A 22,847-nucleotide genomic window follows, 5' to 3' on the forward strand; every position below is an offset into this window, starting at 1 on the left:
CCACATCGGGCCGCAGATCCTGAACGTACCCCCCGAACGGGTGCAACAGATGGCAACAGCTATTCACACCGAACCGGACTCCCGAGACTGAACCCAGCACGGGTATGTCCCGAGTGTCGGTTGTTCAAAGGAGAACTGTGATGACCAGAGCAGATTCGCGTGCAAGGCGACGGCGGGGCCTGATTGGCCTCGCCGTCGCACTGCCGCTGACGTTTATCATGGGCGCCGGCGCCGTCGCCGCTGCTCCCCCGACCACGAATGAAGGCAATCACGGGAAGCCGGCGGTGCTGGAGACCCGTGCCAAGCAGATCATCACGGTCAAGGGACGCCAGTTCAAAGATCTGAACGCCAATGGCAAGCTCGATGTCTACGAGGACTGGCGGAAGCCGGTCGAGACTCGAGTCGCCGATCTGGTGGGGCAGATGACGCTCGAGGAGAAGGCCGGGCTCATGCTCATCGATACGGTGAATGCGGCCTGTTCGCCGAGCGGTGTGCGAGGCACGGTTCCCGCCCTCGCACACGACTACATCGCCAACCAGCAGATGCACCGCTTCATCTTCCGCAACGTCGTGACCAGCGCAGATAAGGCCAGTTGCTCGGGAACGCCCAGCATCACGCCGGCCGAGGCCGCCAACTTCACCAACAGCATCCAGGAACTGAGCGAGGCCACCCGTCTCGGCATTCCGGTGTTGTACAAGTCCAACGCACGTAACCACATCGACGCTCAGGCCAGGGTCGGCATCAACGAGGCTCCGGGCGCCTTCTCGGCATTCCCGAAGGAGGCTGGCCTCGCCGCTGCCGCGCTCGGCGTGCAGGCCAAGGCAACCGGTGAGGCGACCGACGGCGACATGTCAGTCATCGAGGAATTCGCCGAGGTCATGGGTGAGGAGTGGGCCTCCATCGGCCTGCGCGGTATGTACGGCTACATGGCCGACCTGTCGACCGAGCCGCGCTGGTACCGCACACATGAGACGTTCACCGAGGACGCCGACCTGGGTGCGAACATCATGGGCGAACTCGTCCAGACCCTCCAGGGCCCGATCGGCAAGGACGGCAACTCGCTGAGCCCGGACACGTCGGTCGCGCTGACCATGAAGCACTTCCCGGGCGGTGGCCCGCAGGAACTCGGCCTTGACCCGCACTACGCCTTCGGCAAGGCGCAGGTCTACCCCGGGGACGCCTTCGGCTACCACCTCAAGCCCTTCCAGGCGGCCATCGACGCGGGTGTGGCCTCGATCATGCCGTACTACGGCGTCCCGGTGGATGTCACCTACGAGGGCGTGGACTACGACGAAGTCGGCATGGCGTTCTCCGACCAGATCGTGAACGGACTGCTGCGCGACCAGATGGGCTTCAAGGGGTACGTCAACTCCGACACCGGCATCATCAACGACCGGGCCTGGGGGCTTGAGGACGCGACCGTCCCCGAGCGCGTGGCGGCGGCCATCAACGGTGGCACCGACACCCTCTCCGGCTTCCACGACGTGGCGACGATCATTGACCTGGTCGACGCCGGGCTCGTGACCGAGGACCGCGTGACCCTCGCTGCCGAGCGGCTGCTCGCGCCGATGTTCGAGTTGGGCCTGTTCGAGGACCCGTACGTCGACCCCGCGGTCGCCACGGCCACGGTCGGCAGCGACGAGAACCGTGCGGCGGCCGTGGACATGCAGCGCAAGTCCACGGTGTTGCTGCAGAACCAGGAGATCGACGGCGACTCGGTCCTTCCGCTGGATGGCGGCGAGACCGTATACGTGCTCGGCAACGTCGACGCCGCGCAGGTTGCGGCCGCCGGCTACGACGTCATCAATGGCAACGACCCGGCTGAGCTGCGCACCGCAGCAGATGCCGACGTCGCGCTGATCTCGATGACCGGGCGGAACGTGAACACCGGCACCTACGTCAGCAACAGCCCAGCCACGGGGCTCAACCCCGAGCACATCAACCCGAGCGTCATCGAGGGCTACGCCGGCCTCGACGGGCAGAGCCCGTACGGCGCGGCGGATGCGTGTGTCCACACCGGCGGTGCCTGCACCGACAACGGGCTGCGCTTCGGTGGCTCCTTCCCGTGGGAGTCGAGCATCCTCGACTTCACCGGCATGGCGGACGCCGAGTCGTGGGAGGTCACCCCGTCCCTCGACAAGGTGCAGCAGGTGATGGCTGAGGTCGGCGCCGAGAACGTCGTTCTCGACATCTACTTCCGCCAGCCGTGGGTTATCGACGAGGCCAGCGGCCTGCGCGACGCCGGTGCGATCCTCGCCAACTTCGGCAACAGCACCGCGGCGCTGATGGACATCGTCTCCGGCGAGTTCAACCCGCAGGGCCGCATGCCGTTCGCGTTGGCCGGAACGCCTGAGGCGATCCTCCAGCAGAACAGCGACACACCGGGCTATGACGAGACCGATGACGGCGCGCTGTTCCGGTACGGGTTCGGCCTGAGCTACAAGGAGTAACCACCCTTCTCCGCAATGAGACGGCGGGCCACCTGACGTGGCCCGCCGTTTCGCGTTGCCACCGGTTCACAAGAGCACGGTCCCTCAAGAGCACGGTCCCTCAGTCGCGCCCCGAATTGGAGCCGGATGCCGCCGCCCGTGCCGCCTCCGCGGCCCGTGTTACCCACTTGGGTGTTTCGCCGAAACGCATAGGAGTCACCAGCCGGCCCGCCGCGCTGTCTTCGATGAGCTGCGTGAGCCGTCGCTCGCGGGTGGCCTCCTGCTTGGCGGACAGCACCCAGTGCGTGACCTGGCGCCGGTAGGTGGCGGTGGCCGCCTGCCAGAACGCGGATGCCGCGGCATCCGCTGTCATCCGTGCCGCGGCCTCGGGCGGCAACTCCTGAAGGGGGTTCTCGTGCGAGTACACGCCGGATTTGTCTTCACGCCGCCTCTCGAAGGCAGCGAGGCCCGCCTGGTGCATGCGCCCCTCAGCGGTGAGCCGCTCGACGAGGGCGATATTCACGCTCGACCAGATGCTCGAGGGCTTGCGTGGAGTCCAGCGTTGACGACGAGCATCGTCGTCGATGCGCTGGCTCACCGAGTCGATCCAGCCGAAGCACAACGCCTCGGGAACGGCGGCCTCCCAAGTGAGTCCGCGGTCGGGCACGTGCTTCTTGTACAGGCCCATCCACAACTCGGTCTCGGTGGCATGGTTGGCCTCGAGCCAGCCGCGGAACTCCTCCGGACCCGAGAAGAACAGGGCAGGCCGTTCGGGCGTGCCGCCCGGGGTGCCGAACGTCGCGGTCATGGCACGAGTCTGCCAGCAGCCACCGACGGGATTAGCGGACGGTTTCCCGGCCCAGGATGATCAGCTCGTCGATCAGTTCGGGGTAGCTGAGTCCAGACGCCATCCAGCACTTCGGGAACATCGAGATCGGGGTGAAGCCCGGCATCGTGTTCACTTCGTTGATCACGAAGCCGTCGGCGGTGAGGAAGAAGTCCACGCGGGCAAGTCCCGCCCCGCCGATCGCATCGAACGCGCGGGCCGCGAGGCCCTGCATCTCGGCCAGTTCGTCCTCACTCAAGGCGGCCGGGCAGACCAGGTCGATGCCAGGAGCGTCCAGGTACTTCGCCTCGAAGTCGTAGAACTCCCGTCCGCTGACCACGATCTCGCCTGCTACCGACACGCGCGGCGCCTGGCCGTCGCGCCCCCCGAGCACACCGCACTCGACCTCACGGCCGACCAGTGCCTGCTCGATCAGCACCCGGGAGTCTTCAGCGAACGCGATCGCTATGGCGTCGGCGAGCCCCTCGCGCGAGGTCACCCGGGTGACGCCGACACTGGAGCCGGCGCGCGCGGGCTTGACGAACACCGGCCAGCCGAGCGCGTCGGCGGCGGCCTCGACGGCCTCCCGGTCACCTTCCCAGTCACGCGGGGTGATGGTCTTCCACGGTGCAACGGCGATGCCGGAGTGCTGCAGCAGGCTCTTCGTGAAGTGCTTGTCCATGCCCGCGGCGGAGGCGAGGATGCCGGCGCCCACGTACGGGATCCCGACGAGCTCGAGCAGCCCCTGCACGGTGCCGTCCTCACCGAACGGGCCGTGCAGGATCGGGAACGCCACGTCGACCTCTCCGAGCGAGGACACAGCGCCGGTGGCATCCGTTACCGTCAGCTCCCGCGACAGGGTGGACGTCGGCCACTGCACGCGGGTGCCGTTGTCGACGACCACGGGCAGTTCGGTCTTCAGCTGGAACAGCGACGCGTCATCCGGTTGCAGCGTGAAGGCACCTTCGCGGGTGATCCCGATCGGGATGACGTCGTATTTCTCCCGGTCGATCGCCTCGAGCACGCCGCCGGCGGTGGCGCAACTGATCGAATGCTCCGAGGAGCGTCCGCCGAACAGCAGGGCAACGGTGGTCTTCGCCATTACTCCCCCTGAGGCTCGTCGGTGTCGGTGAGATGCGGTGCGAGGTTGCGCGGGGCCAGCGTACCGGCGAGCACCTGCTCGACCTGGCTGACGATGGGCATCTCGACGCCCTTCGACCGGGCCAGCTCGAGGATCGGCGCCACCGAGGCCAGGCCCTCCGCGGTCTGGTTCATCTGCTTGACCACGTCGGCGAACGCGTATCCCTGGCCGAGCAGTCGGCCGGCGGTGTTGTTGCGCGACAGCGGTGACTCGCACGTGGCGATCAGGTCACCGAGCCCGGCAAGCCCCGACAGTGTGCTGGCTGACGCTCCGAACGCGACGGCGAAGTCGGTCATTTCGACCAGCCCACGGGTGATGATCGACGCTTTGGTGTTCTCGCCGTAACCGACACCGTCGACGATGCCGATGGCGACCGCGATCAGGTTCTTCAGGACGCCGCCAAATTCGGTGCCGATCACGTCGTTATTGACGAAACAGCGGAAGTACGGGTTGGTCGCCGTGGCGGCGACGAGAGCGGCGGTGTCCGGGCTGTCGGATGCCACGACCGCCGCAGTGGGCTGCCGGCGGGCGATCTCCAGAGCCAGATTCGGGCCGGAGGCGACCGCGACGAGTCCGGGGTCGATGTCGAGTTCCTGCCGGATGATCTCGCTCATCCGGTTGCCGGTGCCCTTCTCCACGCCCTTCATCAGGCTCACGACGGGAACACCCCGCGGCATGATGTCGCGAATGGCCTTGAGGTTCTCGCGCAGCGTCTGGCTCGGCACGGACAGGTACACCTGCTCCGCGTCGGCGAGCACCCGCTCGATCCGCGAGTCGCTGACCAGCTTCAGCGGCAGGTTGATGCCCGGCAGGTAGTCCGAGTTGCGGTGGGTCTCGGTGATCTCCCGCGCCAGTTCCGGGCGCCGCGCCCAGAGAGTGACGTCAGAGCCGCCCTCGGCGAGCACCTTGGCGAAGGTGGTGCCCCAGCTGCCCGCGCCGAGCACCGCGATCTTGCGACGGTCGGCAGAGACGGTGATCTGGGTGAGCGCTTCGGTGTTCAGCGGTCCGTCGGCGAGGGCATCACTCAAATCGACCAGTCTCCTTCTGGTTGTTCTTCGACGGGTCCCACCGTTCGGCCGGGGCATCCTCGCCGCGCAGGTCTTCGAGCAGCTTCGTGATCTCGTTCATCAGCACCGTGGTCGCCGCCGACAGTGTCTGCGAGTCCAGCGGGCGGCCCTCGAACGCGGACAGGTCGACCGGGTCGCCGAACTTGATCCGGATCCGCTTGCGCGGCGGCCAGAAGCTGATCTTCTTGCCGTACCTGGCCATGAGGTGCTGGGTGCCCCAGTGCGCGGCGGGGATCAGCGGGATGCCAGCCTCCAGCGCCATCCGCACCGCACCGGTCTTGCCGCGCATCGGCCACAGCTCGGGGTCGCGGGTGAGCGTGCCCTCGGGGTAGATGATCACCGCGAGTTCCTTGTCGACCAGTTGGCGGGCGGCCGCCATCGGATCGCTGGAGCGCACGCTGCCGGCGCGTTCGACCGGGATCTGGCCGGATGCCTTGAGCAACGACCGCACGACGGGGATCTTGAACAGCGAGGCCTTGGCCATGAACCGTGGCACTCGGCCGCTGTTCCACACCGCGATGCCCATCACGACGGGGTCGATCTCGGAATAGTGGTTCGGTGCGAGCACAAAGGCACCGGTGCGGGGCATCTTGTGCTGGTCAACGATGTCGTACCGTGCCAGCCAGTTCATCAGCGGCAGCACCAAAACGGCAAGCACGTACCAGATGAAGCTCTTCTCGGACTTCAGCTTCGGGAGTTTTGCCACCCCCGGTTACCCTTCGTAGTCGAAGTCGGCCCCAAGCGCCCGCAGCTTCTCAATGAAGTGCTCGTAGCCGCGGCTGATGATGCCGACGTTGCTGATCGTGGACTGGCCGTCGGCGCTGAGCGCGGCGATCAGGTGGCTGAATCCTCCACGCAGATCGGGGACGCGCACGTTGGCGCCGGTGAGCTTGGTCGGCCCGGTGATCACCGCGGCCTGCTCGAGCGGACGGCGCGGCACGCGACGGGTGACGTTCTGCAGCCCGTCCTTGTGTACGACGATGTCGGCACCCATCTCGATGAGTGCCTCGGTGAAGCCGAACCGGTTCTCGTACACGGTCTCATGCACGACCGACACACCCTCGGCTTTGGTCAGTGCGACCACGAGCGGCTGCTGCCAGTCGGTCATGAAGCCGGGGTGCACGTCGGTCTCGACGACCACCGGCTTCAGCGGGACGTTCGGGTGGTAGAAGCGGATGCCGTCCTCGAGCACGTCGAACTCGCCACCGACCTTGCGGTAGATGTTGAGGAAGGTCATCAGCTCGTGCTGCTTGGCACCCTCGACGAAGATGTCGCCCTCGGTGGCGAGGGCCGCGGATGCCCAGCTGGCGGCCTCGTTGCGGTCGAAGATCGCCTTGTGCTCGTAGCCGCGCAGCGAGTCGACGCCCTCGATGAAAATGACCCGGTTGGGCTCGACCGAGATGATCGCGCCCATCTTCTGCAGGATCATGATCAGGTCGGTGATCTCGGGCTCAATCGCGGCGTTCTTCAGCTCGGTGACACCGTCGGCGAGCACCGCCGAGAGCAGCACCTGCTCGGTCGCGCCGACGCTGGGGTACGGCAGCTCGATCGCGGCGCCCTTGAGACCGTTCGGTGCGGTGAGGTGGATGCCATCCGGCTGCTTGTCGACGATCGCGCCGAACGCACGCAGGGCGTCCAGATGGAAGTCGATCGGCCGGTCGCCGATCCGGCAGCCGCCGAGGTCGGGGATGAACGCCTCACCGAGCTGGTGCAGGAGCGGTCCACAGAACAGGATCGGGATGCGGCTGGAGCCGGCATGCGCGTTGATCGCGGCGAAGTGCGCGCTCTTCACACCAGCGGGATCCAGGCGGAGCTCACCGGGAGCCGGCTGCTCGATGACCACGCCATGTACTTCGAGCAGGCCGCGCACGACCTCGACATCGCTGATCTCGGGAACGTCGGTCAGCACGCTCGGGCTGTTACCCAGCAGGGACGCGACCATGGCCTTGGTGACCAGGTTCTTGGCTCCGCGGACGCGGATGCGCCCGTTGAGCGGCTTGCCGCCCCTGATGACGATCTTGTCGGACTTCAGTCCAACGCGCTCGCCTGCTTTTTGGGCGTCTGTTACTAGAGAGCTCATTTCACCGGCAATGTCTTGGGCCGCCAGCTTTCGCGGCGGGCTTCGAATTCTGTTATCTGTGCCTCATTGCGCAGTGTTAGGGCTATATCGTCGAGACCTTCGAGGAGCCGCCAACGAGTGTAATCGTCGATGTCGAAGCTCACCTGATAGTCGCCTGCGGTGACCAGTTTGGACTCGAGGTCGACGGTCACCTCCAGACCTGGCTGGGCTTCGATGAGCTGCCAGAGCTGCTCGGTCTCCGCCTCGGTGATGGTGCCGGTCAGCAGTCCCTGCTTACCCGAGTTCCCCCGGAAGATGTCGCCGAAACGGGGACTCAGCACGGCACGGAATCCGAAATCGCGCAGCGCCCAGACGGCGTGCTCGCGGCTGGAACCGGTGCCGAAGTCGGGGCCCGCGACCAGGATCCGGGCACCCTGGTACGGCTCCTGGTTGAGCACGAAGTTGGGGTCCTGGCGCCAGGCGGCGAACAGTGCGTCTTCGAAGCCGGTCTTGGTGACGCGCTTCAGATAGACGGCGGGGATGATCTGGTCGGTGTCGACGTTCGACCGTTTCAACGGTGCCGCCACGCCGGTGACGCGGGTGATCTTCTCCATTAGTTACCCTCCAGATCCCACGGGCTCGATAGCGTACCCCGTACTGCGGTCGCCGCGGCGACCAACGGCGAGACCAGGTGGGTGCGTCCGCCCTTGCCCTGACGGCCTTCGAAGTTGCGGTTCGAGGTCGAAGCGCAGCGCTCCCCCGGAGCCAGTTGGTCAGGGTTCATGCCGAGGCACATCGAGCAGCCCGCGAACCGCCATTCCGCACCGAAGTCGGTGATGATCTTGTCCAGGCCCTCGGCCTCGGCTTCCAGGCGCACGCGGGCGGATCCGGGCACCACCATCACGCGAACGCCGTCGGCCTTCTTCTTGCCCTGGATGACCGACGCGAACGCGCGCAGGTCTTCGATGCGGCTGTTGGTGCAGGAGCCCATGAACACGGCGTCGACCTTGATCTCCTTGAGCGGGGTGCCCGCGGCGAGATCCATGTACTCGAGCGCTCGTTCGGCCGCCGCGCGGTCGTTGGGGTCGGTGAAGTCATCGGGGTTCGGCACGGTGTCGCTCAGCGACACGCCCTGGCCCGGGTTGGTTCCCCAGGTGACGAACGGCTCCAGCTCGTTGGCGTCGATGAACACCTCGGCGTCGAACTCGGCACCCTCGTCGGTGGGCAGTGTCTTCCAGTACTCGAGCGCGGCATCCCAGTCCGCACCCTCGGGAGCGTGCTGGCGGCCCTTGAGGTACTCGAACGTGGTGTCGTCCGGGGCCACCATGCCGGCGCGCGCGCCCGCCTCGATCGACATGTTGCAGATCGTCATCCGGCCCTCCATCGAGAGCGAGCGGATGGCGCTGCCGCGGTATTCGAGCACGTAGCCCTGCCCGCCGCCGGTGCCGATCTTCGCGATCACGGCGAGAATTATGTCCTTCGCGGTGACCCCGGGACGCAGCGTGCCTTCAACGTTGATCGCCATGGTCTTGAACGGCTTGAGCGGCAGCGTCTGCGTCGCCATCACGTGCTCGACCTCGCTGGTGCCGATGCCGAACGCCATCGCGCCAAAGGCTCCGTGGGTGCTGGTGTGCGAGTCGCCGCAGACCACCGTGATGCCGGGCATGGTCAGTCCCAGTTGCGGGCCGACCACGTGCACGATGCCCTGCTCTTTGTCGCCGAGTGAGTGCAGGCGAACGCCGAACTCCTCGGCGTTCTTGCGCAGTGTCTCAATCTGGATGCGGCTGGTCGGGTCGGCGATGGGCCGGTCGATGTTCAGCGTGGGGGTGTTGTGGTCCTCGGTGCCGATGGTGAGGTCGACCCTGCGCAGCGGACGGTCAGCCAGCCGCAGCCCGTCGAAGGCCTGCGGGCTGGTGACCTCGTGGATCAGGTGCAGGTCGATGTAGATCAGGTCGGGGGTGCCGTTTTCCCCCTTGACGACGACGTGGTCGTCCCACACCTTCTCGGCAAGCGTGCGCGGGCGGGCAGTGACTGCATTCATGGAGCGGATTCCTTGGGTAGAAGTTGGATCAGCCGATGACGAACTCCGCGACGAGGGAGGCCTGGAACTAGGACTCGTCGCGGCAGCCAAGAAGCAGGAAGCCGAACAACATGGAAGCGAGAATACCACCCGTATGGGGCGTGGTCGGCGCCACGCCGCACCCGGTGGTCATCTCCTGCCGGGCTTTCAGTCGAGTGCGACGTGAATGATGAACTCCCCCAGGCTGACCTCGGCGCGCGTCTGGATGAGCTGCGGATGACCCGGCGGAACCACCTGCTCGCCGTGGTCGCTGCGCACGATGACCCCGTTCGTGGAGTCCAGGTCGTGCACCCGAAAACCATCGGCGGTCAGCTCGAAAGCGGCATGGGTCTTCGACACCGTTTTCTGCGGGTCGACTACCGCGACCGTCCGGGCCGCGGGCCAGGGTGCGCGCGTCGCGGGGTTTCGGCCGATGAGCAGCACGCCGCTGAGCGTCAGCTGTTGCCCGTCGGCGAACGACAACTGCCACGTTCGTGGAACCGTGCCGAGCGGTGCAGTGGGCGCCTGCATGGCAGGGCGCGCGACGGGCACGGCAGGCGGGGCGGTCGGCAACCGCCGTGGCAGGCCGCTCAGGCGGTGCGTCGCCGAGTCACCGCTCACGGTCGGGGTGACCGGTACCGCGGGGATGCCGAGGACTGGCTTCGGCTCCGTCGTGGCGGGCTTGGCAACGACGGTCGGTGTGCCCGGAGGGGGCGGCGGAATCTGGAACGGGTTGTCGTTCATGCATCCTCTCCCTGCGGTCTCGGCCGACGGTCCATGTTAACGGGACCGCCGGATCCGGAACCGCGCCACCTGGCGGCGGAACCACCCGGCGGCCGAGCGTGCGCCCGCGGCCAGCGCGTCGACCTCTCGCCAGCGTTCGTCCACGGTTTCCTGCGGCACGTCCTTGCCGCCGAAGACGTCGGCGTCGACGCGCGCGGCGAGCGCCGTCAACGGTGCATCGCCCAGCTGCTGCTCGTTCAGTTGTGCCTGCATGAGGCCGGCCACCTGGCGTCGCGAGCGTTGCGTGGGTACCTCGAGCCCGAGTTCGGCATACCGGTCCAGCAGTTCCTCCCAGGCGCCGGCGACACTGTGCGGGGCGAGATCCTTGCGGCGGCGCACCCGGCGTCGGGTCTTCAGCGCGGCAATGATTCCGAAGGGAATCAGGTAGAGCAGAGCGGGGATCAGGATGGTGGCCGCGACCGCGTACGCCCAACCGGGCAGCACGAAGGCGCCGTTCTCGTCTTCCTCGTTGCTGTCGTCGATCTCGACGCTGGTGAGCAGGTCTTCCTCGTCGTTGTCGAGCCGGGGTGGCTGGCGCACCTGTGGCTGCGGCTCGTTCTGCGGCTTCGGCACCTGATCCTGCGGGACGTCGGTCTCTTCCGGGGTGGGGTTGAACGGGATCCAGCCGACGCCGTCGAAGGCAACCTCGGCCCAGGCGGTGACATCCTCACCGACGACGGTGACGCTGCCCTGTTCCTCGGTCACCTCGGGGGCGAAGCCCATCACCACGCGGGCCGGATAGCCCAGGTGCCTGGCCATCAGCGCGAACGCTGACGCGTACTGCTCTTCGTCGCCCACCATCGACGGGCGGGTGAACAGTTCCGCCATCCGGTCGGCGCCGTGACCGGCCCGCGAGGGCACGGAATCGGACGCCAGCCCGTGGCTGAGGAACCCTTCGTTGTGCAGGGACTGCTCGACGGCGCGGAGCTGCGCGATCGGGCTGGTCGCGTCGCCCGCGTACTCGAGTGCCTTGGCAACGAGCACGTCCGGCACGTTGTCGACCGGGGCGAGATCGATGCTGGCCACGGGCACGTTCGACAGCGAGTCGTCATCGGGGATGGCCTGGAAGTCGGAGGCCATCCGGTAGTGGTAGCCCTCCCGCACCCCACCGGTAAGCACCGCCGTCGCGGTGGCTGCGTTGTACCGGAACCGGTCCGCCTCGGCCGCGCTGGCGTCGTCTTCGAAGACGAGCTTCGTGGGGTAGCCGGCATCCGGCAGCCAGACGTCCTCGTAGCCGGTGATCTCGAATTCCAGGGTGCCGCTGTGCTCGGTGGTGATCAGCTCCGGTTCCGGGATGGTACTGCCGACCAGGCTGAAGCTGCCGGAGTCCGCACCGCCCGCGATCGAGGTCGCGACGTTCCACAGCCGGCCGTCGTAGCTGTCCATCGTGGCGAGCCGGATCTGCTGGCCGGGTTTCAGCCCGGCGACGGTGAACAGTTCGGTCTCGGCGAGGTCCTTCGTGTACTTGCGGAACCCGGCGAGCGGGCTCGGGAACTGCCTGGGATCGAACGGCGGTTCCACCTGTTCGCGCAGCACGAACCGGTTCTCGGGTGCCGGCGCGATCACCGCGCCGCCGACGACGCCGAACAGGATGGCGCCGCCTACGAGGGCGGCCACCCCGGTGATCCGTCGCCGGGTCAGATCGCGCGCGCTGCCCAGCCGCAGCTGTTCAGCAACGACCCGTCTCCAGCCGACCCAGATCAGCGCGATGGCGGCAAAGCTGACGCCGCGGACGATGGCGTAATACGGCTCGTCGGTGCCCAGCAGGATGCCGGCGAGGTACAGCAGCGCCGGACACGCAAGCAGGACGCTGGAGCGGAACACCGAACGTTTCACGGCGAGCCAGCGCAGCGCGAGCAGGCCGGCGCTGAGTGCGACCGCCCAGGCCGCGAAATACGGCAGCACGGCGATGTAGTAGGGCGCTTCGACGGGCGTGTGCAGGGTGAGGATGTCGGCCCAGCCGTAGATCCCGCCGATGCTGAGCCCGGTGAGCGACGGCAGGCTCGGCAGCACCCCGAACAGCGCGAGCGATGGCATCACCAGGGGCGTACCGACCAGGTAATAGGCGAGGATGCCGAGCAGCACCGCGGTGAGCGCGCCGAGGCGAAGCAGCGTGGCGGCGACGGCGGCCAGGGTGCCGACCAGCAGACCGCCGATGCCGGCGACGAGGAAGTTGTAGTCCCCGAACGAGGTCTCGAAGCCGACGATGCCGAGCAGGGACAGCGCGGCCAGCACGCCAAGGTCCGCCCAGGATCGGGGCTGGATGCGGCTCATCATGGCTGCACCCGCTGAATCAGTCGTGGCAGGTCGTCGAGCGCGCCGAGGGTGGCAATGCTGACGTCCGAGACCGAGTGTAGGCGCGGAAGTGCGCCGACCTCAGCCCGCACCACGATCCGCTTGGTGTCCTCGCCGAACACCGTCGCGACATTTCGGAAGTCGGCGATGTCCATCTGGGAACCGGTGACCAGCATCACCACGCTGGGCGCGGGGAGCCTGCGGGTCGCGAAGCGAGCGAACTCACGGGCGGTGGCATAGCGGCCCTCGACGGGTTCGACGCGGCAGGTGTCGTCCAGCAGTGCGGTCGGGGTGCCGGTGCGCAGCGAGCGGTCCTCGGTGATGACGCTGACCGGGCTGCCGTCGCGGATGACCTGCACGCCGAGTGATGCTGCCGCCGAGATCGCCAACTCGAATTCGTCGTCGCTTGCGAAGAACCGGCGCTCGGCGCTGAGCAGGATCAGCAGCTGGCTGCGGCGGGTCTCCTCGAACTGGCGAACCATCAGTTGCCCGGTGCGCGCTGAGGTGCGCCAGTGCACGTTCCGCAGCGGGTCGCCGGGCTGGTACTGGCGCAGCGCATGGAAGGAGATGTCGTTCGAGGTGATCGTCTTCGTGGTCTCGCCCTCGAGGTCGCGCACGAGACCGGCCGCGGACGACGCGATCCGGGCGGTCGCCGGGTGCACGAACAGCTCGATCGGCTCGGTCCAGCGCACCGCGCGGCGGAGCAACCCCAGTTGGTCACCGCGCACGGTGACCGCGGGGCCTGCGATGATCACGGCCCGCCGGTTGGTCGGCACCGCGAACAGTTCGTCGTGGTCGGCTCCGGGGGCAAGCGCCGGGATGGTGAACTCGGCGAGTCCCTTGCCCACCGGCAGCTCCATCCGCGTCGGCAGCGACCGCTTCGCGAGCACGTTGGTGACCAGCATCCGTCCCAGCGCGCGCTCGCCGACCACCACCCGGGAAGGCTCCAGTTCGATCCGCACCTCGTAGTTCGTCTTGCCGATCAAGAACAGCGCGGCGACGAGCATGGCTCCCAGCAACGTGGCGGCCAGGTAGGTCAGTTCCGGCCAGCCGAGGGTGAGCCCGGCGGCCAGGCTCGCGGCGAAGGTGAGCAGCACGAACCAGCCCATCGGTCCGACGACACCCAGCACCGGGGCGGCGGCCGTCCAGCCGCGCATGGCGGCAGCGCGCGCCGCGCGCCAGGCGGCCAGCAGCCCGTGCGTCGCCGAGCGCGCGACGGAGCGCAGCCCCAAAATCGCTTGCGGGGTGCGCTTGGTGCTGGGTGGGGCGACGCTCATGCGGCGCGGTAAGCGGGTGGTTCGATTGTGACGACGATGCGCGAGATGATCTCTTCGGCTTTCACGCCGGCGAAATCGGATTCCGGGTCGACGATCAGACGGTGCGCAAGTACCGGCACGGCGAGTTCGCGCACGTCATCAGGGGTGACGTAGGTGCGACCCTGCGAAATCGCCCAGGTCTTCACCGCGCGGGCGAGTGCGAGCGCCCCACGCATGCTGACTCCGAGGGCGACGTGCTTGTCGTCGCGAGTGGCCGCAACGATGTCATTGAGGTACTCGATGACGGACTGGTCGACGAACACCTCGCTGGCCAGCGCCCCCATCGTCAGGATCATGTCGGCGGTGACGATCGGGGTCACCGCGGACGCGCGCGACCGGTTCTGCGCGTCCAGCAGCAGGGCGATGGATGTATCGCGGTCGGGGTATCCGAGCGAGGTCTTGATCAGGAAGCGGTCCAGCTGCGCCTCGGGCAGCGAGTAGGTGCCCGCCTGCTCGACGGGGTTCTGGGTGGCGATGACCATGAACGGGGCGCCGACGTCGTGGCTCACGCCGTCGATCGTGACGCGGCCCTCCTCCATCACCTCGAGCAGCGCCGACTGCGTTTTCGGGCTCGCCCGGTTGATCTCGTCGGCCAGGACGATCGACGCGAAGATGGGGCCCTTGTGGAACTCGAAGATGCCCTTGCCCTGGTCGAAGATGGTCACGCCCGTGACATCCGATGGCAGCAGGTCCGGGGTGAACTGCACCCGGGAACTGGTGCCGTGCAGCGTGTTCGCCAGCGCCTTGGCCAGCACCGTTTTACCGGTGCCAGGGAAATCCTCGAGCAGCACGTGACCGCCGGTGAGCAGCGCGGCGATCACCAGGCGGATGATGTCCTTCTTGCCCAGGATCGCCTGATCGACGTTGCCGACGAGTTTGTCGAACGCGTCGGTGAACCAGTCCGCCTGCTCCTGCGTTACCGCCATGCTGTGTTTCCCTTCATCACCACGATGAGACCGTGTTCGACTTCCTGCCCGTGACCTCGTCGATGACGTAGTAGCCGCCGAAGCCGTTGTAGCAACTCAGCTCGCCTTCCCAGTTGCCATTTCCGTCGACGGTGTGCACGTATGGTCCCGCGAACTGGCCTTTGTTGTACCCGCAGAACAGCCTGACGGTCGAGTTCGGGGCGAAGTCCGTGATCGTCACGTAGTAGTGGTACGCGGTGTTCGTCGGGTCTTCGAAGCTGCCCCGACTCAGCGTGATCTTCGGCGTCGCCTGCGGCGGGGGCGGCGGGCTGTCCAGGGTGGCGCTGCGACTCACCGAGCCACTCCAGGCCCGCGGCGTTCCGTTGTAAGCCTGCACTTCGATCGAGACCCGCTCGCTGGCACTGCCGTTGTGGGTGTGGCTGCTGGATGTCGTCTCCTGCCAGCCGCCGGCATTGATGCGGAACCGGTACTTGTCGGCTCCGATCGAGGGCGCGTTCCAACTGAAGGTGACCTGCGTCTTGCTGGGGTCGTTGTTGCTCAGCCCGGTGGGCGCCGCTGGAGTCTGCGTCGGCATCGCCGAGTTGCTGCTCGACGTGCTCGGCCCCCAATCGCGGGCGTTCTTCGCCCGCACCGACGCGGTGTAGGTCTGGCCGAGGGTCTTACCGGTGAAGGTGTGCGAGGTGACCGCGCCGACCTCAAGCCGGGTCCCGTCGCTCAGGGTGATCTCGTACGCAGACACGGCACGACCGTTCCCGCCCGAGGCACCCCAGTTGACCGTGACATTTCCGTTGCCGGTATTGGTAGCCGACATCGAGACGCTGGATGGCGCGGCCGGCGCCCCGTACGGCCGGGCGGCTGCGCTCGGGCTCGACGGTTCACTCCAGCCGTGTCCGTTGTGGGCGCTCACGGTGAAGGTGTAGTCGGTGCCGTTGCTGAGGCCGGTGATCTCATGCGTGCCGATCGAGGACACCGGGATCTGGGTGGATCCGTGGCGGATCATGTAGCCGTCGATCGGGTTGCCGTTCGTTGCTGGCGCGGTGAAGCTGATCTGCGCCGACCCGTCACCCTCCGAGACGATCACCGGCGCGGCCGGCTTGTCTGGCTTGTCCTCGACGGTGACGATCAGGCTGCCCTGCACGTTGCGGGCCGAGTCGAGGGTGGCATCCTGCACGACGTAGACGACGCTGACGTCGCCGATGAATGAGGAGACGGCGTTGACCGTGATCCTGTCGGTGGCCTCGTCCAGGCGGACCGTGGCCCCCGAGGAGGTGTTGTTGATCCACGCATCGATGACATTCAGCGACTCGCCTGAGGCCGCGAACGGGTTGTAGTCGTTCTCCAGCACCGGGACGGTGACGGATTCGCCGCGCACGGCGACGACCCGGTCGTTCGCCGGCTTCGCGACCGGGCGTGTCGAGGACACGGTGGTCACCTCAACGGTTCCAGGGATGCTGAACTCGCCGTGCGCGACAGTGAACCTGAGCGTCGTCGTGGTGCCGGGTTGCACGCCGCGCGGCGCGCTGATCGTCACTGTGGATCCGCCCAGGCTGGCTTTCACGTCCTGGGTTGCGCCGCTGAAGTTCTCGTAACGCAGCGCACCGAGGATCTGCGGGTTCGGGTGCGCGCTGGAGTCGCGCAGGTCAATCTGCACGGCCTCTTCGCCCGCCTCGACGGTGACGTTCTGGGTGGTGAAGGTCGGCGGTACGTCTTCGAAATCGGGGTCGCCGACGGTCAACGGCAGCGTGATCCACGCGGTGCGCCCGGTCGCGTCACTAGCGGATTCGCCGTCGGTGACCTCGAAGGTGATGGATGCGCCGCCGCGGTACTCGGCGGATGCCGCGAACCGGACGGTGTCCTCGTCGACGTAGATCGCGCGGCCGTCGCTGTTGGTCGCGGTCACGGTGGAGGGGTCGGTGATGATCGCCCGCTGCCCGCTGGGCACGATGAGCAGGTCTTCGAGTTCCCAGGTGCCGTCACCGTTCATGTCGACGATCTGTTCCGGCAGGTTGGGGTCGAGGTACGGCGGCGGGAAGGTGTCTTCCTCACTCGCGGCGGGCGGCGCGATGATGAACGCCGTGGCGCTCAGGCCGTCGACTTCGTTGGTCAGGCGGTAGGCGATCGACATCCGCCACTTGCCCGGGGTGACCTCGACGGTGCCGTCCTCGAGCAGGGTCGCCGCGGACGCGTTCGGGCCCTCGAGGCTGACGACGAGATCGCTGACCCGACCGCCCGGATTCTGCGCCCCCTTGAGCACGTCGACGACGATGGTGTCCTCGTCGACCACTTCGGTCGGTTCGATGACATGGTCGATGGCGATCGGGTATTCGACGACCGCATCCTCGGTCACTGTCACCTGGATGAAGGCGCTGTCGACACCGCCGTGCCCGTTGGTGATCTGGTAGCGGATCGTGTAGGTGCCGGCGACCTCTGGCGTGGTGACGACGACCTGGTTGTCGACCACCTCGGCGTCCAGTGCGTCATCGATTTCCAGCAGCTTGTCCACCGAGATGGCGTGCCCGCTGGGGTCGGAATCGTTCTCGAGCACCGAGATCGATCCGGTCCGTCCGGGCTTCAGGTCCACGGCGTCATCCTGCGCGTTCGGCGGCGCCGCGTTCACCGGTGGCGCGATCACGCCCACGTTGATGGTGCCGATCGTGGTCAGCCCGTAGGTGTCCTGCACCCGGTAGCGGAAGGTGTCGGTGCCCGCCGACGCGGCGAACGCCTCATAGGTGATCGTCGTGCTGGTGGTCTCGACCACGCGGCCGAGCGTCGGAGCGGAGGTGATGCCGAGCAGCATCACCGAATCGCCGTCGGGGTCGATCCCGTCCAGCGGCACCTGGATGGTCACCGTGGAACCGGCGAACACGCGCCCGGTGAGCGGGATCGGCAGCGGTGCGCGGTTGCTCTGCGCGTCATCGGCGACGACCGTGAAGCGCACCATCGCAGACGCCGTCTCGCCGAACTGGTCGGTCACCCCATAGGTGACGCCGTACACGCCGGCTTCCTTCGGCGCCTGGTAGCGGACCTCGCCGCCCGACACGAAGGCGAGTCCGCCCGCATTCGCAGTATCCAGCAGCTCAGGCTGGAGGGTCATCAGCACCGAGTCCGGGTGGAAGTCGTTCTCGAGCACATCGACGCTGACGATGTCGCCGGCCCGCACATTGACGGAATCATCGACCGCGACCGGCGGCTGGTGTTTCACGAGGGGCGGAACCGGGATCACGGTGATGCCCGCGGTGGCCTGGCCGAGGCCGTCCGAAATCGTGTAGCTGAACTGCACCTGCTCGGTGAGCGTCGATGATGCGGTGACCCGGATCACCTGGTTGCCAAGCACTTCCACCGAGAGAGCACCGGCCGCCGCCGAGGCGTCGATCGATTGCACGGCGATCACCCGGCCGCTCGGGGACACATCGTTGTTCAGCACCTGGATGCTGGTGGGCTCGCCCCCGCGAATGTAGGCGATGTCCTTGACCGCGACCGGCTTCAGAACCGTGTCCGGGTCCTCCTTCACATCCACCCGGATGATTCCCACGCTCGTGGTGGTGCCGGCTCCGAGCGAGTAGATCAGGTAGTAGGTGCCCGCGGCTGGGGAGGAGAAGGTGATCGTGCCGCGTTCCAGGTTCGGAGTGACGGATGCCTCCTCCGGCGCCTGATCGACACTGAGCAGCGCGAGCGGGGCGCCCGACGGGCTGAGGTCATTCACGAGCGGGCTGATCAGCACCGACTCCCCCACGAATGTCTCGGCGAAGTCGGGAGTGCCGACCGGGTTCAGCGACCCGGTTTCCCGCACATCGATGGTGAGAGTGCCTGCGGCGGTGAGGGTGCCGTCCGAGACGACGAACTGCACCTCCTTCAGTCCGAGTTCACCGGAGCGGTGCTCGAAGGTGATGTAGCCATCCGGGCTGTGTCGCACGATGTCGCCGCTCGACGGCGCGGCCGACACCAGGTAGACGTCGTCGCCGTCGGGGTCGTTCCAGTCCGACAGCACGTTGTAGCTGACCGATTGGCCCTGTTCGACCGACACCGCGGCGCTGCGGCGCGACACCGGGGCAAGGTTCTCGCCGTCGGGGCGCAGCGTCACCGAGACCTGCGCCTCGGCGACACCGGCAGGGCGGCCGTCGCTGACGGTGTAGCGGAAGCTCACGGTGCCGGTGGCGGTCGCTGCCGGGGAGATCTGCAGCGCCCGTCCGCCATCGATGTAGTCGATGGTGCCCCAGGATTCGGCGATAGCCCCGGTGCCCGTGACCACCAGCACGTCGCCGTCCGGATCGGTGTCGTTGTCGAGCACGGGCAGCACGGTGGTCGACCCGGGGCGGACACCGAACTCGTCGTCGCGGGCGAGCGGCGGCCGGTTCTGGTCGGTGCGTTCGGCGAGCGTGTCCTCGAAGGACTGCTGCGACGACTTCTCGTCGCCCTCTTCGGTCTCTTCCTGCTCGGGCGGGGTCACCTCTTCCCAGTTGTCGACCAGCCGCATGCTGGAATCGACCAGCCAGACATCGCCGTTGGTGAGGTTGTTCAGGGCGATCACGCTGCGGTTCACCCGGAACTCGAGCACGGAACCGGCGGTGGCCTTCGGGATGTCAACCGCGTCACCCTTGCCGTCGGCGCAGTCGTGCACGTAGCGCTGCGCGGCGGACCAGGCTCCGTGAGCGCAGCCTTCCAGCCAGACCGGGGCCGACACATCCGCCGGCGCCGAACTCGCCTGCTGGATCCCGGCGTCGTGCCTGGTGATCTCACCGCCATCGAGCGGCACCTCGAGCAGCGCGTCCGCGGTGGCGACGAGCGCGAAAGAGTTATCGGCACCGGATTGCTGCAGTTTGATCCCGGAATCGGGGAGTTCGATCGGTGCGCCGGACCCGGTGATCAGAGTGTTCGCGTCGGTGTCGAGGATCACCGCGGTGTCGCCGACCGCGGTCAGCTGATGCTCCCCGAGCTTGGGAAGTTCGGTGTGCGCAGGTTCGGCGCCGACGCCGTCGATGGTGACCAACTCGCCGTCGTTCGGGGCGGTGGCGAACACGGTTCCATCCGGGGAGACGGCGACCGCTGCGCCTGGGCCCAGTGAGACATCCGGTTTCGTCCCGGCGATGTCGAGGCTGAGCCCGCCCGCGATGTCGGTCACCCAGAGGTCGCCCTTGGGAGCAAGGACGGCGAGGGTCGTGCCGCCGAAAGCCACCCGTGAGCCCGGCTCCACCTCGGACTTCTCGACGAGCGTGGTGAAGGCGGGATCGATGCGGTCGATCTGACCGAGACTGGGGTCGTAGAGCAGGACGTCCTCGCCGTGCTGCAGCACGTCGACCGCGCTCGTCATCGCCGAAACGGAGCCGTCGAGTTCCTCGATCTGCCGGTTGAGGCGGCCGCCAAGCAGTTCTTCACCGTTGGTGACCCAGACGTTGTGGGCATCGAGGTCGATGTCGGTGGTCGGGAATCCGTCGTGCAGGATCGCTGCCACCGTGGGCACGGCGACCAGAACGGCGATGGCTGTGACTGAGGCGATGGTCTTGCGCGTGCCGCGAGTCAAACGCTTCACGCCTCAAGTCCCCCAGATACGTCACACCACAAGTTCAGCGGCTCAACGCTAACATGCCCCTCGCACAGGGGTGGATGGGGAGTCCTCCCCATCGGATGGTCAGGCGTCGGCTACCTGCTGACGGTCGCGTTCCTGATCCAGCAGCCGGATGTCGTCGGCCGTGACCAGGCGGGTGGCGATCGCGTATTCGACGAGCCGGGCGCGGCGATTGGTCGCCAGTTTGCCGGCGCCGCCGCGCAGTCCCTGCACGCCGATGCGGTCGAGTTTTTCGCAGACATTATCGAGCTTGCGGTTGAAGGTGGTCATGCTCCAGCCGAGGCGGGCGGCGGCATCCGCGGATGACGGCAGGTCCCCGCGGCCGGGAACGGCCTGGGCAAGAATCGGTTCGGCGAGGGCGACGATGAGCAGCCGCTGGCTGGTGGTCAGGGTAACTGGCATGATCGTCGTCGAGCCGTGGCCGCTGTGCGTCGGGTTGGTTGTGTTGAAGTAGTCGTCGGCAGCGTGGATGCTCAGGTCATAGGTCGTCGACCCGGCGCTGAACATCACGTGCATCAGCGGAAAGACGATGGGCAGCTTCGCGCCCGGCGCCAGCCAGGCCTGCACGGCGCCGCCCCCATCGGACACCGTCGCCGTCAGCAACTGGCCCACGTTCACCAACCACCACAGCCCGAACTCGGGGCGCAGTTCGAGAAAGCGGCGGTGCAGGTAAGGGTTCTCGTCAACGGAGAGGTCGGACTCCCGGCCGATGCCGAACACGTCGGTGACCTCGGTCCACTCTCCGCAGAACTCGATCCTGAGCGGCGTCATCCGTGGCATCCCTCGGTCTCGTTGGAGAGCTTTCCGCTGCGCTGCACGACGACCGTGATGCACGTTCTCGCGCCAGGGGCCACTCCGTCGACGATGATGACGGTCTCGTCGCTCGCGTTCACGGAATGCTGGGTTCCGTCCGTCGTTGCGCTCCAGCGGAAGCTGTCGCCGTCCTGCGGGTCGGGGTTCTGCACGGTGAAGGCGACCTGGGTGCCGTCGGCGCTGGCCGCGGTTTCGGCGAGCACCGGCGCGGCGAGCGTGTCGATCACGGCGCTGCTGCCTGCCGTCGCGGATGGCTCGGGTCGGGTTTGCGGCGGGGCCATCCCGGGCGACAGCACGATGGCAACGATCACGATCGCCAGCAGCACGACCGCGGCTGCCGCGCTCGTGATGATGACCGCGGGTCGTCGCTTCCGACGCGGCGGCTCGGTGGCCGCGGGAGCGAGCGTTGGCTGCGGCGAGGGCTCGGAGCTGATGTCCGCGGCTGCGCCGGGCGTCGGCGTGCGCCGCACGACGGTGCGCTCGTCGATCGGCGCGGCGCTGGTCGGCTGGGCGTCGATCGGTGTGGCGCCGCGGGCGCGGGTGCGATCATCGTCCACGACCGCGATCGGCTGGGCATCGATGCTTGCGATTCCGCGGGCCCGGGTCGCGTCCGGGTCGTCCTCACCGGTGTCCGATCCGCTGACCGGCGCCATCAGGCTGAGATTCGGCACGTCGATGGCCGTCGGCTGGTAGCCGAGTTCCATCTCGACGCGCTGCAGGGCGCGTGCGAAGTCGATCGCGGTCTGGAATCGGGCGGCCGGGTCTGAGGCCATGCCCTTGTGCAGCACGGCGACGAGCGAGCGGGGCGCGTCGTCACGGGTCAACGGGGTGATCGCGCCCCGCTCGATGCGGCCGATGAGGTCGAGGGTTCCGTTGGACCGGCCGCGCATCTCGAACGGCGAATGGCCCGCCAGCAGGGTGTAGAGCGTCGCCGCGAGCGAGAACACGTCGGAGCGCACATCGGGCTGCGGGTCGTCGGAGAACATCTCCGGCGGCGACCAGGGAACCGACATCCCCACCGATTGCCCGCCGGTTCCTCCCGTGGTGTCCACCGGCGAGCCGCCGAGCGTTGTCGTGTGGGCGGGGAACGCGTCATCGTCGAGCGATGAGGCGATGCCGAAGTCGGTGAGCGCCGGCCAGCCGAAGTCATTGGTCAGCACGTTCGCGGGCTTGATGTCACGGTGCAGGATCCCCGCGGCGTGAGCGGTGGCCACCGCGCTGGACAGGCGCACCCCGATCCGGATCGCATCGGCGACACCGAACACCTCTCTCTTATAGCGGTCGGCGAGGCTCTTGCCCGGGGCGTACTCCATCATCAGGTAGGGGCGGCCGTCGCCCGAGACGCCCGCGTGGTAGATGGTGACGATGTACGGATGCGCCGAGAGCTGCGCCATCACGTTCGCCTCGGCGACGAACGCCGCGCGGGTGGCCGGCGAGAGGTCCTCGGCGAGCAACACCTTGACCGCGACGCGCCGCTTCGGCAGTTGCTGCTCGTAGAGGAAAACATCGGAGAAGCCGCCGGAACCGAGCACGCGAGTGAAAGTGAAGCCGGGAAGATCCGGCGGAGGTG

Annotated in this window: 15 protein-coding genes; 1 reads left to right on the forward strand and 14 read right to left on the reverse strand. The window is 67.5% G+C overall.

Going from position 1 to position 22,847, the window contains the following annotated elements; translation table 11 throughout:
- Nucleotides 1-140 precede the first annotated feature (140 nt).
- Entirely contained in the window at nt 141-2,450 is a 2,310-nt protein-coding gene (locus tag GO591_RS09580; protein WP_198295451.1) for a glycoside hydrolase family 3 protein, read from the forward strand.
- A 100-nt stretch (nt 2,451-2,550) separates the two neighbouring features.
- On the opposite strand, the gene GO591_RS09585 is transcribed toward GO591_RS09580, so the two are convergent.
- The 14 genes from GO591_RS09585 to GO591_RS09650 form a co-directional block, all read right to left on the reverse strand.
- Nucleotides 2,551-3,237: a YdeI/OmpD-associated family protein gene (locus GO591_RS09585; RefSeq protein ID WP_157156608.1), complete on the reverse strand. Its 687-nt coding sequence runs from the start codon at nt 3,235-3,237 to the stop codon at nt 2,551-2,553.
- 31 nt (nt 3,238-3,268) lie between these two features.
- A complete protein-coding gene (locus GO591_RS09590) occupies nt 3,269-4,357 on the reverse strand; it encodes a D-alanine--D-alanine ligase family protein (protein WP_157156609.1) in 1,089 nt (362 codons plus the stop codon).
- Nucleotides 4,357-5,424 (reverse strand): NAD(P)H-dependent glycerol-3-phosphate dehydrogenase, encoded by a 1,068-nt coding sequence (locus GO591_RS09595; protein ID WP_232466123.1) that lies wholly within the window; start codon nt 5,422-5,424, stop codon nt 4,357-4,359. The genes GO591_RS09590 and GO591_RS09595 overlap by 1 nt, the downstream gene beginning before the upstream one ends.
- On the reverse strand, nt 5,417-6,169 hold the full coding sequence (locus GO591_RS09600) for a lysophospholipid acyltransferase family protein (RefSeq protein WP_232466124.1): 753 nt from the start codon (nt 6,167-6,169) through the stop codon (nt 5,417-5,419). Before GO591_RS09600 ends, GO591_RS09595 begins: the two co-directional genes overlap by 8 nt.
- A gap of 6 nt (nt 6,170-6,175) precedes the next feature.
- Nucleotides 6,176-7,543 (reverse strand): UDP-N-acetylglucosamine 1-carboxyvinyltransferase, encoded by a 1,368-nt coding sequence (gene murA, locus GO591_RS09605; protein WP_157156611.1) that lies wholly within the window; start codon nt 7,541-7,543, stop codon nt 6,176-6,178.
- Nucleotides 7,540-8,136 carry a 3-isopropylmalate dehydratase small subunit gene (gene leuD / locus GO591_RS09610; RefSeq protein WP_157156612.1) on the reverse strand — a complete coding sequence of 199 codons (597 nt, stop codon included), beginning with the start codon at nt 8,134-8,136 and terminating at the stop codon, nt 7,540-7,542. The genes murA and leuD overlap by 4 nt, the downstream gene beginning before the upstream one ends.
- Nucleotides 8,136-9,563: a 3-isopropylmalate dehydratase large subunit gene (gene leuC, locus GO591_RS09615; protein WP_157156613.1), complete on the reverse strand. Its 1,428-nt coding sequence runs from the start codon at nt 9,561-9,563 to the stop codon at nt 8,136-8,138. Before leuC ends, leuD begins: the two co-directional genes overlap by 1 nt.
- 186 nt (nt 9,564-9,749) lie before the next feature.
- Nucleotides 9,750-10,325 carry an FHA domain-containing protein gene (locus tag GO591_RS09620; RefSeq protein WP_157156614.1) on the reverse strand — a complete coding sequence of 192 codons (576 nt, stop codon included), beginning with the start codon at nt 10,323-10,325 and terminating at the stop codon, nt 9,750-9,752.
- 36 nt (nt 10,326-10,361) lie between these two features.
- Nucleotides 10,362-12,638, reverse strand: a complete 2,277-nt coding sequence (locus tag GO591_RS09625) for a transglutaminase TgpA family protein (RefSeq protein ID WP_198295452.1) — start codon at nt 12,636-12,638, stop codon at nt 10,362-10,364.
- Nucleotides 12,638-13,936 carry a DUF58 domain-containing protein gene (locus GO591_RS09630; protein WP_157156616.1) on the reverse strand — a complete coding sequence of 433 codons (1,299 nt, stop codon included), beginning with the start codon at nt 13,934-13,936 and terminating at the stop codon, nt 12,638-12,640. Before GO591_RS09630 ends, GO591_RS09625 begins: the two co-directional genes overlap by 1 nt.
- On the reverse strand, nt 13,933-14,901 hold the full coding sequence (locus GO591_RS09635; protein ID WP_157156617.1) for an AAA family ATPase: 969 nt from the start codon (nt 14,899-14,901) through the stop codon (nt 13,933-13,935). The genes GO591_RS09630 and GO591_RS09635 overlap by 4 nt, the downstream gene beginning before the upstream one ends.
- A 16-nt stretch (nt 14,902-14,917) precedes the next feature.
- Nucleotides 14,918-20,428: an Ig-like domain-containing protein gene (locus GO591_RS09640; RefSeq protein ID WP_157156618.1), complete on the reverse strand. Its 5,511-nt coding sequence runs from the start codon at nt 20,426-20,428 to the stop codon at nt 14,918-14,920.
- A 99-nt stretch (nt 20,429-20,527) separates the two neighbouring features.
- On the reverse strand, nt 20,528-21,235 hold the full coding sequence (locus tag GO591_RS09645) for a hypothetical protein (protein ID WP_157156619.1): 708 nt from the start codon (nt 21,233-21,235) through the stop codon (nt 20,528-20,530).
- Entirely contained in the window at nt 21,232-22,809 is a 1,578-nt protein-coding gene (locus tag GO591_RS09650) for a serine/threonine-protein kinase (RefSeq protein ID WP_232466125.1), read from the reverse strand. Before GO591_RS09650 ends, GO591_RS09645 begins: the two co-directional genes overlap by 4 nt.
- Nucleotides 22,810-22,847 lie beyond the last annotated feature (38 nt).

The organism is Diaminobutyricimonas sp. LJ205, assembly GCF_009755725.1.
Classification (GTDB): domain Bacteria; phylum Actinomycetota; class Actinomycetes; order Actinomycetales; family Microbacteriaceae; genus Ruicaihuangia.